The 24,692-nt window shown below is 45.4% G+C and carries 16 protein-coding genes and 2 tRNA genes; 9 read left to right on the forward strand and 9 right to left on the reverse strand.

Annotated elements, in window-relative coordinates:
- Positions 1 to 51 precede the first annotated feature (51 nt).
- Positions 52 to 2,505 (reverse strand): glycogen/starch/alpha-glucan phosphorylase, encoded by a 2,454-nt coding sequence (locus VRK_RS08110; RefSeq protein ID WP_059120899.1) that lies wholly within the window; start codon positions 2,503 to 2,505, stop codon positions 52 to 54.
- Between the two features lie 281 nt (positions 2,506 to 2,786).
- Between VRK_RS08110 and malT the strand changes: the two genes are divergently transcribed.
- The 3 genes from malT to VRK_RS08125 all read left to right on the forward strand — a co-directional run bounded on the left by malT (position 2,787) and on the right by VRK_RS08125 (position 8,240).
- Entirely contained in the window at positions 2,787 to 5,495 is a 2,709-nt protein-coding gene (gene malT, locus VRK_RS08115; protein ID WP_059120900.1) for an HTH-type transcriptional regulator MalT, read from the forward strand.
- A gap of 420 nt (positions 5,496 to 5,915) precedes the next feature.
- Positions 5,916 to 7,250, forward strand: coding sequence for a carbohydrate porin (locus VRK_RS08120; RefSeq protein ID WP_059120901.1), 1,335 nt, complete (start codon positions 5,916 to 5,918; stop codon positions 7,248 to 7,250).
- Between the two features lie 90 nt (positions 7,251 to 7,340).
- Entirely contained in the window at positions 7,341 to 8,240 is a 900-nt protein-coding gene (locus VRK_RS08125) for a MalM family protein (protein WP_059120902.1), read from the forward strand.
- Positions 8,241 to 8,340: 100 nt separating this feature from the next.
- On the opposite strand, the gene VRK_RS08130 is transcribed toward VRK_RS08125, so the two are convergent.
- The 4 genes from VRK_RS08130 to VRK_RS08145 all read right to left on the reverse strand — a co-directional run bounded on the left by VRK_RS08130 (position 8,341) and on the right by VRK_RS08145 (position 11,175).
- Positions 8,341 to 9,426 carry an alanine/ornithine racemase family PLP-dependent enzyme gene (locus VRK_RS08130; protein WP_059120903.1) on the reverse strand — a complete coding sequence of 362 codons (1,086 nt, stop codon included), beginning with the start codon at positions 9,424 to 9,426 and terminating at the stop codon, positions 8,341 to 8,343.
- Positions 9,423 to 10,628, reverse strand: a complete 1,206-nt coding sequence (locus tag VRK_RS08135; RefSeq protein ID WP_059120904.1) for a DUF1611 domain-containing protein — start codon at positions 10,626 to 10,628, stop codon at positions 9,423 to 9,425. The genes VRK_RS08130 and VRK_RS08135 overlap by 4 nt, the downstream gene beginning before the upstream one ends.
- A 373-nt stretch (positions 10,629 to 11,001) precedes the next feature.
- A tRNA-Val gene (locus VRK_RS08140) sits at positions 11,002 to 11,078 on the reverse strand.
- 20 nt (positions 11,079 to 11,098) lie between these two features.
- Positions 11,099 to 11,175: transfer RNA gene (locus VRK_RS08145), tRNA-Val, on the reverse strand.
- Positions 11,176 to 11,449: 274 nt separating this feature from the next.
- On the opposite strand from VRK_RS08145, the gene VRK_RS08150 reads away from it, so the two are divergent.
- Complete coding sequence (locus VRK_RS08150; RefSeq protein ID WP_059122710.1) at positions 11,450 to 12,517, forward strand: GGDEF domain-containing protein; 1,068 nt, start codon at positions 11,450 to 11,452, stop codon at positions 12,515 to 12,517.
- A gap of 30 nt (positions 12,518 to 12,547) precedes the next feature.
- Here the strand turns inward: VRK_RS08150 and VRK_RS08155 are convergent, their stop codons facing one another.
- Together VRK_RS08155 and VRK_RS08160 are read right to left on the reverse strand one after the other, a co-directional pair.
- A complete protein-coding gene (locus VRK_RS08155) occupies positions 12,548 to 13,219 on the reverse strand; it encodes a DUF2726 domain-containing protein (RefSeq protein WP_059120905.1) in 672 nt (223 codons plus the stop codon).
- A gap of 142 nt (positions 13,220 to 13,361) precedes the next feature.
- Positions 13,362 to 14,342, reverse strand: coding sequence for a chemotaxis protein (locus VRK_RS08160; protein ID WP_059120906.1), 981 nt, complete (start codon positions 14,340 to 14,342; stop codon positions 13,362 to 13,364).
- A gap of 510 nt (positions 14,343 to 14,852) precedes the next feature.
- On the opposite strand from VRK_RS08160, the gene VRK_RS08170 reads away from it, so the two are divergent.
- From VRK_RS08170 to pilW, 3 genes are all read left to right on the forward strand, one after another.
- Positions 14,853 to 15,083, forward strand: a complete 231-nt coding sequence (locus tag VRK_RS08170; protein WP_059120908.1) for a hypothetical protein — start codon at positions 14,853 to 14,855, stop codon at positions 15,081 to 15,083.
- Between the two features lie 285 nt (positions 15,084 to 15,368).
- The gene (metA, locus tag VRK_RS08175) at positions 15,369 to 16,310 is read left to right on the forward strand and encodes a homoserine O-acetyltransferase MetA (protein WP_059120909.1); all 942 of its coding nucleotides are present in this window, start codon (positions 15,369 to 15,371) and stop codon (positions 16,308 to 16,310) included.
- 144 nt (positions 16,311 to 16,454) lie between these two features.
- Positions 16,455 to 17,114 carry a type IV pilus biogenesis/stability protein PilW gene (gene pilW, locus VRK_RS08180; RefSeq protein WP_059120910.1) on the forward strand — a complete coding sequence of 220 codons (660 nt, stop codon included), beginning with the start codon at positions 16,455 to 16,457 and terminating at the stop codon, positions 17,112 to 17,114.
- Between the two features lie 659 nt (positions 17,115 to 17,773).
- Here the strand turns inward: pilW and VRK_RS08195 are convergent.
- A complete protein-coding gene (locus tag VRK_RS08195) occupies positions 17,774 to 18,646 on the reverse strand; it encodes a LysR family transcriptional regulator (protein WP_059120913.1) in 873 nt (290 codons plus the stop codon).
- A 96-nt stretch (positions 18,647 to 18,742) separates the two neighbouring features.
- Here VRK_RS08195 and VRK_RS08200 point away from each other — a divergent pair, with 96 nt between their 5' ends.
- Positions 18,743 to 19,948, forward strand: a complete 1,206-nt coding sequence (locus VRK_RS08200; RefSeq protein WP_059122711.1) for an MFS transporter — start codon at positions 18,743 to 18,745, stop codon at positions 19,946 to 19,948.
- A gap of 49 nt (positions 19,949 to 19,997) precedes the next feature.
- Positions 19,998 to 20,570 (forward strand): DUF1415 domain-containing protein, encoded by a 573-nt coding sequence (locus tag VRK_RS08205; RefSeq protein WP_059120914.1) that lies wholly within the window; start codon positions 19,998 to 20,000, stop codon positions 20,568 to 20,570.
- Positions 20,571 to 20,641: 71 nt separating this feature from the next.
- On the opposite strand, the gene VRK_RS21245 is transcribed toward VRK_RS08205, so the two are convergent.
- On the reverse strand, positions 20,642 to 24,692 hold a 4,051-nt coding region (locus tag VRK_RS21245), incomplete at its 5' end, for a VCBS domain-containing protein (protein ID WP_197413075.1).

Consider the following 24,692-nt stretch of genomic DNA (forward strand, 5'->3'; position numbering starts at 1 on the left):
ATGTCATTCGGTTTCTGTACTAACCCGTTGCTGAATGAACCGGTTACTGACTTAACGTTTGACGGGCTGTAAATGCCAGATCGTCTCAACATAGTCGCGAATCGACCGATCCGAACTGAATTTGCCCACCAGCGCCGTGTTTAAAATCGCTTTGCGTGCCCAGCCCTGCACATCCCGATACTGGCGGTCAACCGCTGTCTGAGCATCAACATAAGACCGAAAATCAGCCAGACACAGATACGGGTCACCGTCACGTAACAAGGTGTCGAAAACCGGCTTCAGTCCGTGCGGCTCTCCCGGCGTAAAGTAGTCGGTATTAAGCCAGTCAAGACTTGCTTTGAGTAACGGGTCGGCTGTGTAGTAACGGTGAGGATCATAACCCTCGCGCAGACATTGATTGACCTGATGTACGTTCAAACCAAAGATAAAGATATTCTCATCACCGACTTCTTCACGAATTTCCACATTGGCACCGTCCATCGTGCCGATCGTCAGCGCACCATTGAGTGCCAGTTTCATGTTACCGGTGCCGGATGCTTCTTTGCCCGCAGTTGAAATTTGCTCGGACAGATCCGCAGCGGGAATGATTAATTCCGCAATGCTGACCCGATAATCGGGAATGAAGACAACTTTCAGCTTATCATTGACTCTGTCGTCCTGATTGATGGTTGTGGCAACCTGATTAATCGCATAGATAATCTCTTTTGCCAGGTGATAACCGGGAGCGGCTTTCGCGGCAAAAAAGACCACGCGTGGCACCATGTCGAAGTCAGGCTCATGCAACAGACGATGATACAAAGACAGAATATGCAGTAGGTTTAGGTGCTGACGCTTGTACTCATGCAGACGTTTGATTTGGACATCAAACAGAGCATCGGGATTTATTTCTAATCCGAGGTGAGCCAAAACCCACTGTGCCAGACGCTCTTTGTTGGCCTTTTTAGTCGCCATAAATGCAGACTGGAACTCAGGCTGATCAGCATAGGCGGCTAAATCGACCAGATGGTCGAGGTTGTCTTCCCAGCGGTGACCAATTTTATGACGAATCAAATTTGCCAGATCAGGGTTGCAATAGGTTAACCAGCGACGCGGTGCTATCCCGTTGGTGACATTACGGATCCGATTGGGGAATAATGCATTGAATTCAGGGAACAGTTCTTTTTGCACCAACTCCGTATGCATTGCAGCAACACCATTGACAGCATAAGAGCCGACCACACATAAGTTCGCCATTCTGACCATCGGCTCTTTCTCCGTGGAGATGATCGCAAGCTTCGCTTGTTTCTCGGTATCGTCCGGCCACCGTTGCACGACCTGTTTCAAGACATGCCGGTCAATTTCCGTAATCAGGTCCATATGCCGCGGCAGCAACTTCGTCATCAGCGACTTGCGCCATGTTTCCAGCGCTTCGGGCATCAAGGTATGGTTGGTGTAGGCGAAGACCCGCGTACAAATCGACCATGCGGTTTGCCACGCCAGATCTTTCTCATCGATCAAAACCCGCATCAGTTCAGGAATCGCAATTGCCGGATGGGTATCATTGAGTTGAATGGTTTCATAGTCAGGTAAACTTTCCCAGTCACGTCCTGCTTGTTCATGACGGGCCACAATGTCACCGATAGATGCCGCACTATGAAAATATTGTTGCATCAGCCGCAGGACTTTACCTTGCTCATGATTGTCATTCGGATACAGCACTTTGGTCAGATTTGCCGCTTCAATCATGCTTTGCTGCGCTTCAATATAAGCACCTTCATTAAACTTATCGAGCGAGAAGCCTTGTTCTGCCCGGCACTCCCATAAACGTAACGGGTAAACGGTGCGACTTTTATAGCCGATAATCGGAATATCCCACGCCATCGCCTTCACGGTCTGAGCCGGTTTCCAGCGGCGCTTGGTTTTGCCTTGCTGTTGTTCGGTTTCAACGTGACCGAAGAACCCGACTCGCTGAGTCAGTTCCGGCCGTAGCCGTTCCCACGGATACCCCTCTTCGCCACGCCACTCGTCTGGCGCTTCTTGTTGTCGTCCGGCCACAAAAGACTGTTTGAACAACCCGTATTCATAATGTAATCCGTATCCGACTGTCGGGTATTGCTGAGCAGCGCAGGAATCCATAAAGCAAGCTGCTAAACGCCCCAAGCCACCGTTACCGAGCGAAGGATCACGCTCATATTCCAATAAATCAGACAGCGACTGGCCTAACATCTGCATCACATGCTCGACCTGCGCATACAAGTTCATGTTAATCAGCGCATTGCCCGTCAGACGTCCCATCAAAAATTCGAGTGACAGATAATTCACATGTTTCGCGTTACGAACCCGAGGGTCTTGTGCCGTATCGACCATATCGGCAACGCTCATTTCAGACAATGCCCGCGCCATCGCCAAATACCATGACCGGGAGCTGGCATGTTCAATCTCTTGCGAGTAGGTAGTCTTCAAATGATGTAAGACATTCTGTTTGAATGCCTCCGGCTCAAAATGATTGGTTTGTTCACTGTTCATAACGATCTCACTCTTTACAGTATCTTGCTTAATTTAAGGGCTAAAGGTATGGGGATATCCTGCATAGTCCTGCATCATGAAACATCCTCCCGTAGAAAAGGAATTGTGGTAGGAGTCAGTAGGCGTAGAGCCTGATGATTTGCCCAAGGGCTCAAAAACCCATCACTCAATTCATAGAATTGTTAGAAATTTGTGTATTAAGAAGTCGATCAAGTTCCAGACAGTACGCTCCACGTTAAACTACTGAGAATTTATGCAAATCGAAGAAAAATGCAGAATTTATGTGGATTCCATCAAAACTGACACGTCCGAGTCGTCTACACCACGCGATCTCTCGACAGCGGGTACTTGATACCCTGCGCCATGCGCAGCGATGTAAAGTGGTGTTATTTCGTTCACCGGCCGGTTACGGTAAGACCACCATGGCAGCACAGTGGCTCGCCGAAAGCCCTGCTGTCGGCTGGTATAGTATTGATGATGGTGACAATGATTCGTTTCGTTTCATTAATTACTTTATTCAGGCGATTAATATTGCCACCAGCAATGGTTGTCCGAATAGCCAGACTCTTGCAGAACGCAGCCAGTACTCATCCGTCTCTTCTCTGTTTGCCGAACTCTTTCATGAAATTCAGGATGTGACGCAACCCTGCTATCTGGTACTTGACGACTACCACCTGATTCATGATGAAAAAATCCATGAAGCGGTGCGTTTCTTTATTAAACATATGCCGGACAATATGACAGTGGTCGTCACCAGCCGTTCGAATCCACCGTTGGGTATTGCGAACCTGCGTGTGCGAGATCTACTCATCGAAATCGATCACAACATGCTGGCCTTTGACGAAGAAGAAACAACCCGCTTTTTCAGTCAGGTTGTCCATGATGAGTTTGACCCGGAAACGGTCAGCGAGCTGAGACATTATGTCGAAGGCTGGCCTTCCGCCCTACAGTTGATCGCTTTACAAGCCAAACATCAGAACCGGTCACTGGCTCAATCCCGACAATCGGTCGCCCGGTTTAATCATGATCATCTGTGGGAATACTTGATTGAGGAAGTCTTTGCTTATATTGACAGCGAGACTCGGTTATTTCTGTTGCAGTGTGCGGTTCTGGAGACCTTTAACGATATCTTGGTTGCTGAACTGACCCAGCGCAGCGATGCGTTAAATATGATTGAGTCACTCAATCGTTATGGCCTCTTTATCCATCGACTGGAAAGCGAGCAGAACTGGTATCGCTTTCACCATCTGTTTGCGGAATTTCTGACCCATCAGCGCCATAAGATTATTCCTGATGAAGAAGAGCAACTCCACTGCCGGGCTGCTCAGGCTTGGCTGAAGCTCGACATTCCTCATCAGGCACTCAAACATGCTCAGCAAACCACCAATAGCGATTTAACCACTCAGATTCTGCTCGCGCATGGCTGGCGGATGTTCAATCATGGTGAGTTAAACGTTCTGGAAACGGCAATTGATGAACTCGATGCCGATCATCTCTACGCCGGGGTTAAACTACCGTTACTTCAGGCTTGGTTAGCACAAAGCCAGCACCGCTATCCCCGGGTTGAGGATATGTTAACCCAGGCCGAACATGAGATGCAGCAGAGAAATATTGCGATTTCTCAGCCGGAACAAGGACAACTCAACACGCTCAGAGCACAGATCGCCATCAACAAGAATGATCCGGAACTCGCTTTAGAACTGGCTGAACTGGCCCTGAGTCAGTTGGAGACAACCGATTTCCGCAGCCGGATTATTGCGACCTCAATTGTCGGAGAAGTCAATCATGTGCACGGGGAACTCAATCGGGCCCTGTCTTTGATGCAACAAACCGAAAAATTAGCCCGTCAGCATCAGGTCTATCACCAAGTGCTATGGGCTTTAATCCAGCAGAGCGAAATCTTGCTCGCGCAGGGTTATGTTCAAGCCGCTTTCGAGCTCCATGAATCTGCCTTCAAACTGATTGAAGCCCAGCAGTTGCATCAGGTGCCATTACATGAATTTCTGTTGCGGCTTCATGCTCAGGTTCTCTGGTGCTGGAATTCACTGGATGAAGCGGAAGTCTTTGCTCAGAAAGGTATCAGAGTGCTGGGCAACTTAGACATCAGTAAACATCTGCATAGTTACTCGATTCTGGCTCGGGTCGCGATTGCCCGTGGTGAAATCGACCGCGCTGCAAAATTTGTGGCGCAGATAGAGACATTGTTAAACCAGTCCAGCTACCATATCGACTGGACCGCCAATGCATCGTTCGCTTTATTACTCTATTGGCAAGTCCGGGATGATGCCGACGCAATCGAAACTTGGCTGGATCAGGCTTCCCGGCCTTCTGAAGCGAAGAACCACTTTTTACAACTCCAGTGGCGTAATATCGCGCGGGCTCAGATCTATACCGGCCAACTCGAACAAGCGCGGCAGAGTCTGGCGTTTTTGCAGCATGAAGCGCAACAATCCGAACTCTTTACCGATACCAATCGTAACCTGATCGTCGAAGCGGTACTCGCGGTGTATAACCAACAACCACAAGTTGCTGAAACTATGTTACGCCAAGCGTTAAAGATGACCAATCAGACAGGAATGGTGGCAGATTTTCTCATTGAAGGGCAACACTTATACCCGGTCTTACAGCAGCTGGTACAAGGTGAAACACTCGAGGACTTAGAAAAACATCGCGCTAAATATCTGCTCCGTGAGATCGCTCAGAAACAACGCAGTCGTTCATTACATTTCGATGAAGAGTTTATCGATAAGTTACTTCACCATCCCAAAGTCCCTGAACTCGTCCGCACCAGTCCATTGACGCAACGTGAATGGCAAGTGCTTGGTCTGATTTATTCCGGGTTCAGCAATGAACAGATCTCTCAGGAGCTCGATGTCGCGGGAACCACCATCAAAACCCATATCAGAAATCTCTATCAGAAGCTCAACTTAACTAACCGTAAAGAAGCGATCGAAACGGCAGAACGATTACTGAGCTTAATGGGATACTAATCACACACGGACACGATGGCGATAGCCACGCGTCCGCCCTTTCATTGGCTCATTGACAAATCTGCCTGTAAATCAGGCGTATTTCACATTTTTGAACATTTGTTTTTGAGCCCATGCTGTTCTGTCGGTGGATAAAATGCGATTCAGATCACTCAAGTGAACGGCATTCGTCACAACGGATCCGCAACCTCCACCCCAAATTTGTGACTCAGTTAGCATTGTACTGAGATTCTGTTTTTTCTCCGCCTCTCTCCTCCCGGCATGTCCTCCGTAGATTTCCCCTCCGAAGAGGAAGTCAGAGCCCTTACCGTTCTTTATCTTGTTCTCTGGTCAGAACAACGCCGTGATAAATCAAGATTTGTTCCGGCAACAAACCAGATCACCACATAGGAATAATCACAATAAACAGGAGCGAATCACATGAAAAAGGTAAGCTTAATTGCTCTCGCGATTTCCGGAGCACTGCTTTCAATGCAATCCTCCGCTGAAGATAAAGTCCATGAAGGCTGGACAGTCAACGGTTACGGACACTTACAATATAATGTCGGCGAATCACTCTCTTTAAACGACAGTTACGGCCATCGCAGAGACTACCACGCCGCCGGTGCTGCGTTTTCCGGAAATCCGACGCAAATCGAGTTCACGGTAACCAAAGGTCAAAACTTTGATTCCGGCTCTTGGGCTAAATATGTACTCAAAGCCGAATACGGCAACAATGAAGGCGGCAATGGCCGCGGGTTCTATACTTCATCGTCAGGCAATGAAGGACATCTGGAAAGCGGCCAGTTGGAATTCAAAGAAGCCTATATTGAATTGGGCGACTTATCCTACTTTGCCGATGGTCTCAGTGTTTGGGCCGGTCAACGTTACCTGAACCGCCAGTCAGGCATCATTACCAAGGAATTCTGGAAGCAGTCTTCCGGTGTCGGTGCCGGAGTTCAGTATCATGATGCCGGATTTGCGGTGATGTCTGCCGATCCCGGAGAAGGAAGTTGCACACTCTCTGGGGCAAACGTCAATTCAAAACAGTGCTCTTTAGATAGTGACGGGCGCAGTACCACACTCACTTCCGCTGATTTTTACTATTATGGCGTCGAAGGATTAGGGGGAAAATTCGATTTTGATCTGAAGATAACCTCACGGAAACATGTTGATGAGTCGAGTACCGCTAAAGATGGTTTTGGCGCTGCGATCACTTATCATCGTGACTATTATGGCTTTGATGGTTGGTCAACCACTGCCATTACTTACGGGAAAGGTGTTTCAGCGAACCGGGGCGTCAACTTCGGTCAGTGGAGCGGTAACTGGAAAAAAGATGACCGCTCCCTCTTCCTGACTTCTTATGGGGTCGCCAATCTTGCGCAGCATATTCAATTGGGTACCGAAGTGACCTATTGGCAGCTGGATAATAACACGACGCATGATGTATGGGGTTCCAAAGACGGACTATCACGCCTGATTGTCGGGGTGACGCCATCTTATCAAGTCAACGAAAACTTCCGGATGGAAGCGACTCTGACCTATGCACTGGAAAGTCTCGGGGCTGCCGGAACATGGGGACGTGAAGATGCTGATACCTCATTCTATACCGCAACTTTAGCGCCGGTTCTGACCGTCAACGCAGATTACTGGGGACGACCACAGATTAAGCCCTATATTACCTATATGAAATCAAGTGATAATGGCTATGCTTGGACCTCCGGTGATGATAACACTGAAACACGGGTCGGTATCGAAGCTGAAATTTGGTTCTGATACCAGATCAGTGATGGTATTCAAGCGCAGGCAACCCTTTGACCCTTTGGGTTGCCTGAACCACTCATTCGCCCGCTACAGGAAGTCACAATGCAGAAAATGCAGCAACTGATCCATTTTACCTTGACGCTGTTTATCGTCTCGGGATGCTCAACAACAAAACAGGTTCAGCATATCACTCCGCCGCCTGCTGAAGACACTGTGTGTTGTACCCGTTATCAAGATATATACTGGACACCACTCAATCCCAACGACGATGTTAAGCTCAAACTTGATCCGTCATCCCCGGCGAAGGATTTCAGCAGTGGCCGCTCATATTTTGGTGCCTTTCAATTTTCACCACGTTCCGGCACCGTTAAACTGACGCTCAAGAGTTTGGTGTTTAATCATCAGATTTTTATGCCGACACTGGTATTACTGGATGCCGACTACCAGCCGCAAAAGACGTTTCAGCTCGATCAGCATCAGCTTCGGTTCAGCGATGTATTTGAATCCGATCGACTCGAACAGACTTACCCAATTCATGCGGAAAAAACGCCTTATCTGCTCATTTTCACCCAACCTGATCAGGTCGGACAAACGATTACCATTCCCCATCCTGCGAAACGACGCGCGATTGAAGATGGTGCACCGTTACCGCTGGTTGCAGATATCTCTGTCACCACAAGCTATCAGGGATCATTGAAGATGACCGTTGAAACGGAATCGATTCGTCAACATGCGCTCCAACAATCGCGGCAAACATCGGGCAGCAACGCGATGGTCAGCACACTGACATCCCCACAACCAAATATCGAGACCAAGCAGTGGCAACACACTGCACCGCCGCAAGCGGAATCCACTCACTATTATCAGTCGGCCATCAAAGATGCGGTGAGTCATCACGATATTGCCAAAGCACTAGCGTTGTTAGATGAGGCAAGAGCCCTACGAATACCGAATATTCAGCAGACATTTATCCATGCAGTCAATACGATGCACTCGAAGTAATGCAACAACGGTGAAAAATTGTTCATCTGGTCGCATTTGATGTAATGTGTTATCGCGATGAAAAGTGATGATCTATCGTTCGGCTCCCCGATGGGAGCACTCATCTCTCTTCACTCTTTTTTGTATCATCATGAAACACTTTATGAACTGAGTTTGAGGTCATCGCGGACAAAAATGCACTGTAATCGACGCTGAATAGAACTTTCTTTCCAACAATCAGAGGCTCTTCGGAAGTTTCAAGAATCAAGTGGTCGCTGCTCGATGATACGATGCTTATATGATAGGGCGGGTGAAGCCCGGTTACACAAACGTCTTGGCGGCCCAACGCAAGAATTGCCTGTGAAACTGTACCTCGGTCTTGAAGTTTTTCTTGTTCACCAAAAGCATTAGAACCACGATCTCCCCATGGTAACGAAGGTTTAATTTTGGCTTCGATTACCTCGGCGGTTAATGTGATCGCATCGGTGTATAGCCCCTCGACCGGCTGTTGCTCCAAAGGCACACAACCAAGGAAAATTGCTTCCCCTATTCGTAAATGATTCACACGGGTGCGACTTTTATGAGCGAGGACCCAATTGATTGAAGAAGAATTCCCGCCTGAAATAATTTCGAGTGAGATTCCGAATGTTGCTTCGATTTCATCAGCAAGGTCAGAAAGAAGTCTCATCTTTTTATCATCAGGAGTGACTCCATAGCGACACGTAAGATTCGCCCCGATGCCTTTTATGATGATATTGGGTAAAAGAATGATCTTCCTTATAAAACCGATAACGAGATTCGGCATGATACCTTCTCTCAAATCCCCCAGTTCAACCATGATTATGACGCCATGCTGGATATTTGACTGCTTTGCGGCACAAGAAATCTGCCGAATCACTTCGATTTCCGTATTCAGACTGATATCACAAGACTCAACTACACTGGCGATTTGGCTCAGCATTGGAGTACGGATTAACATTTTCGGGACAGCAATTCCGTTGCGTGTCATCCTTTGTATGTTTTCGACTCTAGAATCTGCCAGCATACTGGCTCCGGCATCAATGAGAATGTTGGCAATGATGGGGTGACCTAAACAAGACTTTGTCACGGGTGTGACTGCAACATTTTTTAACGCGAGTCGTTCAATAAGAAACTGAGCATTGTGACGAATTTTAGAGCAATCGATGTCTAGCTGTGGGTAGCTCACTTTTGCTCTGCCATTTTATCTTTTAGCATCGGATAGGTCGATAATACCATTTGCAACAGTTGTTCTTTAGGTTGAGATAATGGGTCAGTCACGGGTAGGCTCAACTCAGCACGATAAGCTCTGATTTGAGGAATAATTTCATCGGAAGACATCCCTTCATGATTCAGTGTTAACCCTATCACGGTGGTATTTGAAAATGCTTCTATCAGGTTGATTTCACTGGCAACGGAAGGGATTGGCATTTCTGGAAAATCGACACGATACATCCGTTTAGGGGCATGCTGTAAAATAACACTGGTTGGGCAACTGCCGCGTAGTATAAAAGAACTTGTAGAAAATGCAGGATGACTTAAAGCTCCCTGCCCTTCAATGATGATGATATCCGGAGACTCTATTTCATACGCCTTAACAATGACGGCTTCTAACTCACCGGCGCAGAATTGTGAGGGAACGGCGTCTAATGCCACACAATAGGGCGCGCCTTGCATAATACCCGTTTGCCCCGTTGCTATCATCACGACATTGAGGCCTTTATTTCTTAACTCATCTGCCAATATGGTCGCGGTCGTCCTTTTCCCTAATGCGCAATCTGTACCCATGACAGCAATTCTTGGGCATTTCACACTGTGTATTTTGCCACTAAATACTTGCAATGCTTCTTTGTTCTTGGGTTTGCGAATATCAAGAATATGGACATTATTTTTTAGACAGGCTTCACGAAAGATAGGATCGTCATTTAAGAACTCATGCATACCATTAACAATATTCATGTTGCATGACATGGCATTGAGAATAATTTGTTTTTCTGAATCGGAAAGTAAGCCCTTTGATGGCGCGATCCCAAAAATAAAGTAATCAGGAACGGTTTCCGCATGAATCATCGCTTCTTCAATATTAGCCACAAGAGGAATATGATTTCTCATACCATCAAGAACTTCACCGGAATCTAAGCTTGCCAGCTCACTATCAATAACGGATAAGATACGATAAATGTGGGAATGCCTTACCAACCCATTTGCACTCTTTCCGTCAATTTTACCAAAGTTACCTTCACAATAAATAATAGCAGTGGGAGTCGTCGGATTGACTTTATGTCCAAGTGGTGTCCAAGGTTGTGAATATATTGGATTATGGTCGATTTCTGTCTCTTCAGTTCTAATTAATTGAACGATGTTTCTTAATTTTCCAGTTGAAATTGACATGATTAGAGCCTAGTTAATTAGGCTTAGGGGGCAACTAAGGAATGCCGAGACATACGTCTGGAAAAGAAAAGTGGTCCCTACTAAGCAGGAGGGATAGCCATCACAGTACCACACCAAACTGATTCATGTTGGATATTTTTGAAATAATTTTTGCGACACTACTTATTCATCATGTTGCATTCTGCTTTAGGCAACCCATTAGCCCTTCACGTTTAGATCAGAGGCAAAGAACTAAATTAACAGCAAAACGGATATAAGTTCCTAACACAAAGTAACTACTTGTCCGCTGAATAAGTTGTCCGCCAAATAAGCGTTTGACGATAAAAAAGGATCTGTTGATAACGAAGAATTTCAAAGAAAGGAGACGTAGATTTGGTGCGTCTGAGTGGACTCGAACCACCGACCCCCGCCATGTCAAGGCGATACTCTAACCAACTGAGCTACAGACGCATAATGATGTTTTCTTGTAATGGTGCGTCCGAGTGGACTCGAACCACCGACCCCCGCCATGTCAAGGCGATACTCTAACCAACTGAGCTACGGACGCATCAATCAAGAACGGAGAGGATATTAACGACACTCTTAAAGTTGTGCAAGAAAAATTTCCCTGAAAATGAACCGATTGGCTTTAAGTTCACCAACATGGATCTTTTTTGCTCAATCGGAATCATTCTTCGTCTAAATTTCATATCTTTTTTCTGTGGATGCAAATTGTAATACGAGTTCAATTTTGTGATATTAACCCAAAAAATTAGTTGAAGTATTACAATGATTGCGTAACATACCTCAATTGGCTAGAACATATGCAGAACGCTCTTAAAATGGATGATCGATTACCTAATAAATCATACTTGCTCAGAACTTCTGTTCTTTCCGGTATCAGTCTGTTTTTAACGTTGATAGCATTGTTCTTTGCTCTCTTCCATGCCATTCATCGAAACGAGTTATTTCTGGCCTTCGTTGAATGTATTCTGTCCGTCTATTCTTACTTGATTTATACCCAACTCAAACAAAAACGATATCCCAAGCAGTACATTCTTTATTACGCTTATTATCTGATGTTTACGCTGTTGGTCGGAACGTACTTTCAACCGATAGCTCAGGGACTGTTTGTCTGGAGTTGTCTTGCACCGATCGTGTTGTACTTATTACTCGGCATCAAACACGGCATGTATACCAGTGGTCTGTTCTTGGTGATTCAATCGGCAATCATCATCATGAAGCTGAGCCAAGATGCAACCTACAGCATGTTAGAAAGCATGTTTAATTTAGTGCTCTGCTATATCGGGATCTGGATTGTGTCGCATCTTTATGAATCCAATCGTTCCGATATTGAAAACTCACTGATGTATCTCGCTTCCAGAGATTCCTTAACCGGTGCACATAACCGATTATCTCTGTCAACATCGTTTCATCGTTTTACGACGACGAAAAAAGAGCAACAACATCTGAGTCTGCTGATTCTCGATATTGATTACTTTAAGCAGATTAATGATCGATTTGGTCATGACATCGGTGATAAGGTTTTAATTGAAACCAGCCTGATCATTAGTCGTATCGTCGGTGATGAAAATCTCTTTCGGATTGGCGGAGAAGAATTTTGTATTACCCTGTTTGATATCGATTTGGATGAGGCAAAAAAAATCGGTGAGAAACTTCGCCACACCATCAGCAATCACCTGTTCAACTTTGGTGACAAACGCTTACAGTTGACGTTAAGTATCGGGATCTGCCGTTACCGCAATGGCGATAACCTATCTGACATTCTGAAGTTGGCAGATATTGAGCTTTATAAAGCGAAAAAAAATGGGAAGAATCAAGTGCGGATATGTCAGGCAGATGCACAGACATCGCTTGAAGATGATGTTGAACAGTACAAATCGGCTTAATACTGAATTGCCAGATTTGTAATTGTAAAGTTAGTGTTCGTCCTCATGATTATCTTCATAAACAACATTATAATTTTCAGTATAGTTACAGTGAGGTTGACGACTACAAGTGAAGAACCGTCGCCCCTTATAATCGCCTTGCGTAGCCACCCGGATGACCATCGGACTACCACATTTTTTACAGAATCGGACTTCTTTATCTACTTCAATCAAATCGATATGAGCTGCCAAAAGTCGCCGTAGCCGACTCACCTGATAACTATATTTGATGGTTGTTCCAATCAGAGGAATATTGGCAGACCGACAGACACTCAACAGCAGTTTCTCGCGCTCAATTTTAGCCTTACTCAACGATTTGCCATTATCGAGTTCAATCACCGCACGGGCTTCAAATGTTCTGGGGTCACAGACGACAAACTGAAAGCTATGTTTTGAAATCTTGTGACCGGCAATAAAAATATCCTTTTTCTTTTTCAGCCCGGCAGGAACTAATAACTGCGCCATATTCACTTTGGCAAATACAACCCCCTGCTCTCCGACCGCTTCAATTAATGCCCGGTAAAATATACTCTCAGCGGGGTTGAGCAGCGGTCCGAACCGTCGATAACTATATTCTTTACTGTCATCTTTTTTAATGATGTAGCGCTGTGCAAAAAGAAAGAACAAGACTAACAATGCAACAATAATAAAGATGTTCAGCATCGTAATTAAATACCCCCAGAAATGGACTTATAATACAGACCAAAAATGCGCCATCCAAACACATCACATAATAAACAGTCTGATAAAACAGAATACCCAATCAAAACCGACGACTTGGATGTATACTGCTTTGAGTCTCTAGTTACACCGCTTCAAAAATGTATTGATCCATCATACCGACCAATTTACCGATCTCCGGTTTGGTAATCGTATCATTGGCGCCCAGTGTCAACGCTTTATGACGGTTATCATCACTCATCAGAGAAGAGAACATTACAATGGGGATATCACGATATGAATTATTGTCTCTCAACCGTTTCACCAAATGCATCCCATCCATACGAGGCATTTCTACATCTGTCACCACCGCATCAATCAGCTCTCGAACCTGAACGCCTTCTTTCTCAGCGGCTTGTTCAATATTCATTAGCTTTTCAAAAGCCTCACCACCATCTTTACAGGCAATAACGTTGTAACCGGCAGAACTCAGCGTATCTTGAATCAGACTACGAATAAATGCAGAATCATCCACAACCATTACGGTCTTCGCATTCCTTTTGCTCACCATTTTCTGATTCAGGTCAATGCTTTTATCCACTCTGACATCATACTTCTCCATGCTCAATTCAGGGTTAATATCTGCAATGATTTTTTCAAAATCCAAAATCATAATCAGATGCCCTTCTTTGCGCACGACGGCAACAACACAATCTTGCTCACCGGCTTCAAGAAACTGGCTTGGCGATTCAACATCATTCCAAGAGATACGATGAATTCTGCTAACACTGTCGATTAAGAACCCATTCGTCATCCGGTTAAAATCCGTCACGATAACAAACTTGCTCTCAACATCCGGTGATTTCGGGATGCCAAGCCAGCCGGCCAGATCAACCAACGGGGTTAATATATCCCGGGAAGAAAATACACCAATCATATGTGGCTGAGCATTCGGATAATCCGTTGTTTCCGGAACCTGAATTACTTCCCGGACTTTTGCAACATTAATACCGTAGTAACAAGTTTTAGTGCCACCGTTCGGTAGACGTTTTTCTATATGAAACTCGATAATTTCAAGTTCATTGGTGCCGCTTTCTGTCAAGATCGTACTAGTTGGATGACTCATACCGCTCTACTTCTATTCTGGATTGATCCGGGCTGTAAAAACAGCAACTTTAACATTGTTATTGTAGATCTTATCTACCCGACTATCGTTATTTTATCGGTGAATGAACGAAAGAACATGACCAGTATCTTATTGTTTCATATCAAACAAAAGTTTCTCTTCATCAGAGCTGCCTCGATCACATAGATGTTCCGTTATTCATATTGTCAGGATTTCAGAAAAATAACAATAAATTCATCAGCTAAGTCAGCGTCAGTATCATTGACTAATTTACTCAAACACACCGCAGATACAAGAGGCTGTTATCACGAAAACAACTTTAAAAATTTCATCATAAATTTTGGCAAAGATCACAAGGAAATTATGACTTATTTCCTTGGTGTTGCCATATAGATTGTATACTTTTTATACGGAGTGTTGAAGCTATTGCATATATTATAAAATCATCCGAATAATATGTAGTACACCATTGGGAAAAGATTGGAAAAGCAAAAATAGAAGGAACATACAATGAGACGTGATGAGCTAGGTATTTGTTTATCCCATGAGATGCTGGTAGACAATTTAGATTCAACTTTTACTTGTATCCGTGCTTATAAAGCCGTAGCTACAGATGTCGATGATTTGCCTCCTTTGCTTGCATTTCCTCAAATGAAAGGCAAAGACGTCCTATTGTCGATGAAAGGTAAACATAAGCTGATATGGCGAGCTGATTTCTTTTGTCCCAGCTTTCATAAATGAACAAGTTTTATAAATAAATCTGACTATTGTCTATCATCTTATCCCTTGTCACCACAGATAGGCGAATCATTCGGTGCTAGATCTATCTGTGGTGATTTTTCGTCATATCTGTCGCTCTGATTTTACCTTTTCTATCGTTCGGCGTGAAATCGGTAGCCATTCAAACACCAATAACAATCAAATATCAGCTTACATGAGAGCTTGATTTTTTCTCGACATATGTGATCGATTCGGTTAACTTTAGATGTATAGACGTCCAGATAGATTTATTGTGAGAGAAATACTGTGCCGATAAAGATTCCTGATCAACTTCCTGCAACGGATGTTCTTCTGCATGAGAACATTTTCGTCATGCATGAATCTCGAGCTTCTACTCAAGAAATCAGACCGCTCAAAGTGCTGATACTGAATCTGATGCCTAAAAAAATTGAGACTGAAACTCAATTTTTACGCCTGCTCTCCAATAGTCCGCTGCAGGTAGATGTTGAACTTTTGCGCATCGATAACCGTCCGAGCCGCAATACACCCGAAGAACATTTAGATATGTTTTATCGGCAATTTGAGATGGTGAAAGACCGTTACTTCGACGGATTAATTGTGACGGGGGCACCGCTAGGATTGGTTGCTTTTGAGGATGTCGTCTACTGGCAGCATCTGGAATCCATCATCCAATGGGCCAAAGATCATGTTACTTCAACTTTATATGTCTGTTGGGCTGTTCAGGCAGGTCTCAACATTCTTTATGGATTGCCGAAGCTGACCCGTAAAGATAAGCTCTCTGGAGTTTATACTCATTCCCTGCAGAAAGACTTTCATCCCCTGATTCGCGGATTTGATGACTCTTTTCTTGCCCCGCATTCCAGATATGCAGATTTCCCTGTCGATTACATTCGAGAAAATACCAGTCTCGATATTCTTGCCACTTCAGAAGATGCAGGAATGTATCTGGCAACCAGCCCGGATAAACGTCATGTGTTTGTGACCGGTCATCCTGAATATGATGCTTTTACACTACACGGTGAGTACGTTCGGGATCTGGGTGAAGGCTTGGAGCCAACCATTCCAGTGAACTATTACCAGAATGACAATCCTGATAATCAACCTATCGCCAGTTGGCGAAGCCACGGACATCTGCTGTTTTCAAACTGGCTCAACTACTGTGTTTACCAGCAGACACCCTATGATTTGGAACATTTCAGTGAAGATAAATTTACCAAAGATGATTAGAGCAACGTCATCTTATTCAAAAGCGGCCTGAATCAAGGCCGCTCTTTTTATCTGCGTCGCAAGATATACACTGCCCTATTTCCTCCCCGTAGAATCGCTTTATCATCCAGCAGATAAACGAAAGTATGATTAAGCGGAGGCCGAATGACACGTCGATTGATTCTAGGGTGGTGGTTCATCGTTTCAGGGTGCAGTCATACTGCACCCTCACCTTCTGAGCATAACCAAATTGCAGATGCCAGAATTACCCTGAGTATTGCCTACCTTCAACACCATGAACCCCAAAAAGCCCTGTTCAACCTGATACAGGCTGCCGAAATCGCACCACATTATATTCGATTGCAACTCGCGCAAGCCTATTACTATGAAAAGGTTGGTGAAATAGACAAAGCCAAACAACAATATATACGGACATTAAACGAGCACCCGAACCATCCGGATGTATACAACAACTATGGTACATTTTTGTGCAAACAGGGGAATATCAAACAGGCCCAACACTATTTCGCTCAAGTTTACTCGAAAACAAACTACCCCCAGATTGCTGCCAGCTATGAAAATGCCGCACTGTGTTCACTAAAATCCGGGAATACTTTGCAAGCAAATAAATTTTTTTTGATTGCTCTGAATCATGATCCAAAGCGATTCCAGTCTCAGTTTTATCTCATCCAGATAGCAATCAAAGCCCGACGATTCACCGTTGCCAGAACACGTCTTGCTACATTTATTCAAGATTTCGGGACAACAGAACAATCGCTGGCATTTCAACGCCAGCTTGAGCGGGAGACCGCGACCGACCGCTAATCACGCGGTGTCCTTGGCCACCGCATTGGATGATATGGTTTCAACTTGTGTCGTTGTTTGTAATGAAGACGTCTACGTTTTAAAACATATTGCTTGCGGTGAATTCGCAAATATTCTCGGATCACCAGCCGAATGAATAAAATCAGTCCAATCGCGAGCATAATGCCAATAACGATCAGAGCCGGCCGGCATAACCAATCAGGTTTACACGGTGCATAATAAAAAACCTGAATATCCATCATCAGGCTCCTTTCAGGATAGCGAACTCTACATATTATTTAGGCACAAGCAACGGACTATCTTCGCCTTATCGGTCGTTTTGCACGTTTGATAATACGTTCAGATTTCAATCGATGTCTTTCTTTATAATGCAATTTGCGGCGCTCCTGAACATATTTCGCACGATTCTTAATCCGAACATATTCACGAATAACAAGGATCATCAGCCAAATAACCGCACCTACCATCACAATATAGAATGTAAACATCAAAGACCGACATAACCAGTAAGGTTGACACGGCAGGTACATATCAGCATCCATTTCAACCTCCCTGATATCTAGTTCAGTCTGAAACGAACTTCTTATGTAAACCTAGCACGATTTCAACTTATGCACATTGTTCTAACTAACATTTCACACTTTTATACCGACTTCGTCTCAAGATACATGGTTTTTCACAAAGTGAATAAAGGCTTGATTTGCATAAGACAGATAACCATCATTGCGCCACGCTAATGCCAAATGCACAGGCACCGGAGGTTCAAAAGGAATCGCACGAACACTCGGTTCCTGTTCCGTCACCAACTCAAGTAATGCACTGATTGCATATTCACGCTTGACGATCCTTAAAATCATCGGTAGCAGATTGGTTTCAAATGAAATCTGAGCATGAAAATCATGCGCCTGACAAGCTTGATCTATAAATTCTCGGTGGTAATATCCCGGTTGAAAAGTAACCAATTCATGCTGTAAAAAAGTGTCCAGACTGATGTGAGAGGCATCGGCCAACTCATGGTGTTGACTGACAACTGCGACCATCTGCGATGTCAGTAATGGGTCAACACTCAGTCCCTCCGGGATATCGCGGTTTAAAATCACACCGATATCCAATTCTCCGGTCAACAACATATTCCTGATCGACTGACCACCGGCCTCAACCACCGTCATTTTCAAATTCGGATAGTGACTCTTAAAAGCCATAACAATTTCAGGGAAAAAATAAGACCCCGTCATACTCGGAGTCCCCAAACGCACTTCACCTTTCACCAGTCCTTTCAGCTCATCCATCGCCAAATGCGCATCATCAACCTGTTGTAAAATGCGTAGTGCGTATTCATACAATATCTTACCTTCATCAGTCATACTCACTTTACGCTCATCTCTTTTGAGCAAACGAGTCCCCAACTGCTGCTCAAACTTCTTAATCGAAATACTCAAAGCTGACTGGGCAATATGTAGCGACCGAGCCGCCGCGGTAAAACTCCCGAATTGGACTATTGTAGTGAAATGCTTCAGTTGACGAATTTCCATGATATACAAATTATATAGCAACGATAATTTTAATATATTTTATTAATTGAAGTACTAATGTTACGTTGGTCACAGGATAAACGACAGGACAAGTTAATGATCGAACGTCATACCCCACAATATCATCAAGTTTCTTTTGGATTGGCCCTCGGTGCTTTCATTGTCTTCTGTAATTTATATCTTTTTCAGCCCATTCTCCCTCACATGGCTGAACTCTATCAATTGTCTGAAACAAAAGTTAACTGGCTCTTCGCGGCATCGACATTAGCTTTATCGGTCACTTTAGTGCCTTGGGCCATCTGTTCCGAAGCGTTCGGACGCCGAAAAATTATGATGATTGGCTTACTGACGCTTCCTTTATTCGGTCTTGCCCTATTGCTACATCCGACATGGTGGACTCTCGTTGCCGCGCGTGCATTTACCGGGGTTGCGATCGCAGCTTTTGCCTCCGTTGCTGTCGCCTATATGGTTGAAGAATTTTCGCCCCAGGCTTTTCAGGCTGCAATTGGGAGTTATATTGCCGCGAATTCGTTGGGCGGAATCTGTGGACGGATTGCCGGAGGGAATCTTACTGATCGATTCAGTTGGGAAACGGCTGTCGCTGTGGTCAGCGTTTTGAGTATCGCCGGCGCATTATATGTTTATTTCCGACTTCCGCCTCAGCAACATTTTACCCCTCGGAAAGGACCGTTTTTACAACATCAACGTTCCGTGTTAATGCACCTTCGTCAACGTAAGTTATGGCTGGCAATGTTATTTGGCGGGGCGAACTTTGCCCTGTTTGTCAATCTGTATACCGTGATGGGCTTTCGTTTGGTGTCTGCCCCCTATTCAATCCCTGTCGGATTCGCATCCCTGATATTCATCTGTTATCTGGGTGGCACACTAAGTTCACGTCTGGCATCCCGCTGGCTCAGACACCACAACACGGTTACCGGCCTGATTGCCGGAACATGTCTCAGTCTATCCGGCATGTGGCTCGCCATGATTGAGTCACTTCCGATGATTATGATTGCTTTAATCTGTATTAGCTCCGGCGCCTTCTTTAGTCATACATTGGCTTACGCTTGGGTCAGTCAACATGCCAAGCAGGCAAAAGCAACAGCGACCGCACTTTATTTGGTTCATTACTACTTGGGAGGGAGTTTTGGTGGGTTCTTTCTGATTGCTTGCTGGCAGTATGGCGGCTGGCATATGGTGGTCGCAGGGGGAACAGTTATCTATTTGTTCCTGTTTACCTTATGCTGGCGATTGAAAGAGTTCGATACTTTCCAGACACAGCAACATACCAACACCATCTGAATTTCATGGTATTCTGCCTGCAAATTTTTCCACGCGGTTAATTCACACTATGAACTCTCAATCAGAGCATACATTAATTTATCAAACGGTCGAGCAATGGCTGACTCAAGTTGTCATCGGCCTGAACTTATGTCCTTTCGCAGCGAAACCGTATAAAAAGAAACAGATCAAAATTCATATCAGCCAAGCGCGGCAAGAAGAGCAATTACTGGAAGATATCTATCGACAGTTGCTCGAGTTAGAGATGACTCCATCTGAACAGTTGGAAACGACGCTGGTTGTCGTGCCCCACTTTCTTTCATCATTTGATGACTACAATCAGTTCATTGACTGGATCGATGCCCTAATCATGCAACATCAGTGGGAAGGTATTTATCAAGTCGCTACTTTTCACCCAAACTACTGCTTTGCCGGGAATCATCCTGAAGATGATGACAACCTCACCAACAAATCACCATATCCGATCTATCATCTCATCCGTGAAGAAAGTATCGAGAAAGTCCTGACACACTACCCTCAGCCCGAATTGATTCCTGAGCATAATATTCAGCGGATAAAAAACCTTACGCCTGAAGAAAAAAACAGATTATTCAGCTACTTGATGACTAATCATTCAAAATAATTCCAATAAAAAAGCCAGCATAGGCGCACTACACTGGCTTTATTCTATTGCTCCGCAAAAATGCAGATTTGTCATGAATCGTGATATTTCACCGAGAACTCATGGTCATTAATAATCACCGCAATTGTACTGTTCACATCAAAACTGGAGTCATGACCAAAATCAGCAACATTGACATTGTTAATACTCAGATGAGTTTGTCCATGTTCAGATGTCACTTCAACATTTTGATCCAAGTATTGCTGAATTGCATCATTACTCTGATTATCTAAAACGTCAGCTAACAAATTCGATAAGTCAATCGCATCCTCACCGGTATGGAAATCCTGAATCTTATCGACCGAGGAAGAATCCAGAACAAACAGGTCTTTACCGGCACCACCAATCAACAGATCAGAACCATCTGCGTGATGGTCATCGAGCGAGCCGCCAATCAAGATATCATTACCTGCACCGCCGGAAAGATAGTCTTCACCCGAACCACCAATCAGAATATCATTGCCATCCCGACCGTACAGATGGTCATCATTATTCCCGCCGTCCAGTAAATCGCCTTCGCTGCCATAACTGCTCACAAGGGTATCATCACCGTGACCTCCCTGTAACCAATCGGCACCACCGAGCCCACCATCAATCCAGTCATCACCGCCATGACCGTCAATATGATCATTGCCCAGTGAGCCAATTAAGTGATTGTCTTTATGGTCACCATCGGCTTGCCAATAATGACCGGCTTCAAACTGGGCGATTCGATCCTCATAACCCGCTGCCATTACCTCATGATCAGTGATCACATCAACAGAACCAGCTGCTGTTACATCACCATTCACAGTGGGATAAGCATCACTGCCCAGTACGGAATAATCACCTGTAACACCATCTGTCACATCAGCCAACGCGACCGTTAATTGGTGAGCACCGCCCTGATCCCAATAAACAATCTCTACAGTCTGATATCCGGAGCCATCAACGGTAAAAGTAAATGTATCAGTTGTTGCAGATTGAATGCCGTCATATTCAGCGACGACAACCCCATTAATCTTAACCTGATAGCCATCATCAGCGGTGACTTTGATTGAATAAGTACCACTATCGAGCGCAACGCCCCCCGTTAAACGGACAACGGCATCTGATGAATTTTCTTTATTGTTGAACACAACGGAACGATCATCACCGGTGTCTTCCAGCCATTCTTCCAGATTTGTGCGGCCATTCAACCAGTAGGCAGCATCGTAGCTGCCCAAGTTGTGGGCGAGTAAATCGCTCTGATAATCCACTTTTGTAGAGGTAAATTCAGCGTTCGGATCCTGATTCTGGATAATCGCCAATGCATCAGCAAGGCTATCAACATTATTCCAGTGATTAGACCAACCTTCCTGATAGTTATAAAACTCACCATGGAGACCTGAACTTAACAACGGTGTGGCAGAATGTCCGGAAACTTCAAAATTCAGAGAACTGGTTGCGCTGTCACCATCATGATCCGTTACCACGTAGTTAAATGAGTCGGTCGCCGTTGTCCCTTCATCCAGCGTAGCCAACGCATCTTCATTCACCTCATAAGTATAATGACCATCGGCATACACAGTTAGCGTACCGTATTCCCCATGAATCACTGTGGCACCATTATTTTCCGAGCCCGCTTCCCACGCCACTGAAGCCATACCGTCGGCACCGGCATCATAATCGATCGTCCCCGTTACGCCTTGATCAGGATGAGAATCAGGATGGTAATTCAGACTCGCAACAAGTGTGTAAGACTCAGTATCACCTTCAGGCGTCACTACTGTTTTCGATATCGTACCGTCGTCTTTCTTAAAGCCTTCAATATCCAATCGATACATTACACCATCGATCTCGACGTCAACATAATCAGTCGTCAACGTAATTGAGTCACCATTGGTATGCGTATTATTTGCTGTTTCGTCATGATCAACATTCAAATGTAATGTAATCGACTGCGTCACACCATTAATCGTCACCTGTGTGACAATCGTTAATACCGTACTATCCAATGTTGATTCATAGCTTAAGACCGAACCATTCTGATGCACTAATGTTGCCAGTTCAAATGGTTGCCCTTCTGTATAACCATGTGATCCCTGTTGTGCTGGTGAGACCTGATAAGATGAATAACTCGTATCCCATGCACCTGAAGTTCCCCAAGCAACTCTCGTATCAGTTTGTTGGGTATGCCAGTCACCATTATCGAAAACAGAATTCCCCAATGACACCGTTGTGCCAGTAACGGAAAAATTAAAAGACGTATCATCGGCTTCAACCACGACATCCGTCGTATGCGAATCCGGTGAATCATCTTCAATTGAGACCAAAACCGACTGGGTTGAAACCGTTTGACCATCATGCGCGGAGATACCGAACTCGACTTGTAGCACATCCTCACCTGAAGAATCAGGATGATCGACTGAACCTTGCATATGAACTGTATATGAATAATCACCATTTCCTTCATCGGAAAGGCTAATTGTCATCACTGTTTCACCATTTGCCTGCCCCACCAAAGAACCATCTTCCAGCAACGCCCAGATGATTGCGATACCATGGCTATACAGTGGTGTGGTTGGGGCAACAAGTGACATTGTCACACTTGATGAGTCCGGATCGGATACAGAAAACGATCCTGAAGCTTGCCGAGCATTCGTTGTATCACGAGAACCGATAGTATCTGGATTTCCCTGAGCCAAACCTTCTTCAGAAATCGAGACTTGTTTTGCCGAATCCTCCAAAGAAATAACAGGCGCATCGTTGGTACCAGTAATGTCAATTTCAATTTGCTGCGTGGTGCCGTCACTAGCGGTCAGTGTGATGGTATCTTTAACCTGCTCCCCTTCCGCCAGCGACTGGACTTTGCTTTGATCTAAGGTGTAAGTCCACTGACCATCAACCAGGGTCAGACTGCCGTAAGTCCCGTTTGCCGTGGTATCGGCAAATACCGGATGATCATTGGCATCCGCATCACTGATCGCAATCGTGCCACTGACCTGGGCCACATCACCGATATCCCCTTCAGTCACCGCTCCGGTGAAGGTACCGGTCACGACCGGTGCATCATCAGTGCCGGTCACGGTAATGGTCAGGGTGGCGGTATCCGTTGCGCCCTGATCATCGGTGACCGTCACCGGCACTTTGATGACCTGCGTTTCACCCGCGCCCAATGCGTCGTAACCCGACGCATCAAAACTGTAAGTCCCGTCGGCATTGAGGGTCAGACCGGTCACATTGGACTCGGTACTGAATGTCAGACTGGCGCTCGCCGGTAAATCCACATCGGTTGCCGTGATACTACCGGTAATGGAGTGATCCTGGGTCACTGCCGCCGTGGCTGCCTGAGCAACCGGTGCATCATTGGTGCCGGTCACCGCAATTACAATTTGCTGCGTGGTGCCGTCACTGGCGGTCAGTGTGATGGTATCTTTAACCTGCTCCCCTTCCTCCAGCGACTGGGCTTTGCTTTGATCTAAGGTGTAAGTCCACTGACCATTAACCAGAGTCAGACTGCCGTAAATCCCGTTTGCCGTGGTATCGGCAAATACCGGATTATCATTGGCATCCGCATCACTGATCGCAATCGTGCCACTGACCTGAGCCACATCACCGATATCCCCTTCAGTCACCGCTCCGGTGAAGGTACCGGTCACGACCGGTGCATCATCGGTACCAATCACAGTAATGGTCAGTGTGGTCGTATCCGTCGCACCGCGATCATCGGTCACGGTGACAGGTACGGTAATCACCTGTTTTTCACCCGCGCTCAGCGCATCATAACCGGAAGCGTCAAAACGGTAAGTTCCGTCGGCATTGAGGGTCAGACCGGGGACGGTCGAGTCGGTGGTAAACACCAGCGACTGACCATCCGGTAAATCGACATCGGTCGCCGTGATACTGCCGCTAATGGTCGCATCTTCGGCGACGACGGCTACCGCCGCCTGAGCCACCGGCGCATCATTGGTGCCAATCACGGTAATGGTTAAGGTGGTGGTATCCGTCGCACCGCGATCATCGGTCACGGTGACAGGTACGGTAATCACCTGTTTTTCACCGGCGCTCAGCGCATCATAACCGGAAGCGTCAAAACGGTAAGTTCCGTCGGCATTGAGGGTC

It is taken from the genome of Vibrio sp. MEBiC08052 (genome assembly GCF_001506075.1).
GTDB lineage: Bacteria > Pseudomonadota > Gammaproteobacteria > Enterobacterales > Vibrionaceae > Vibrio.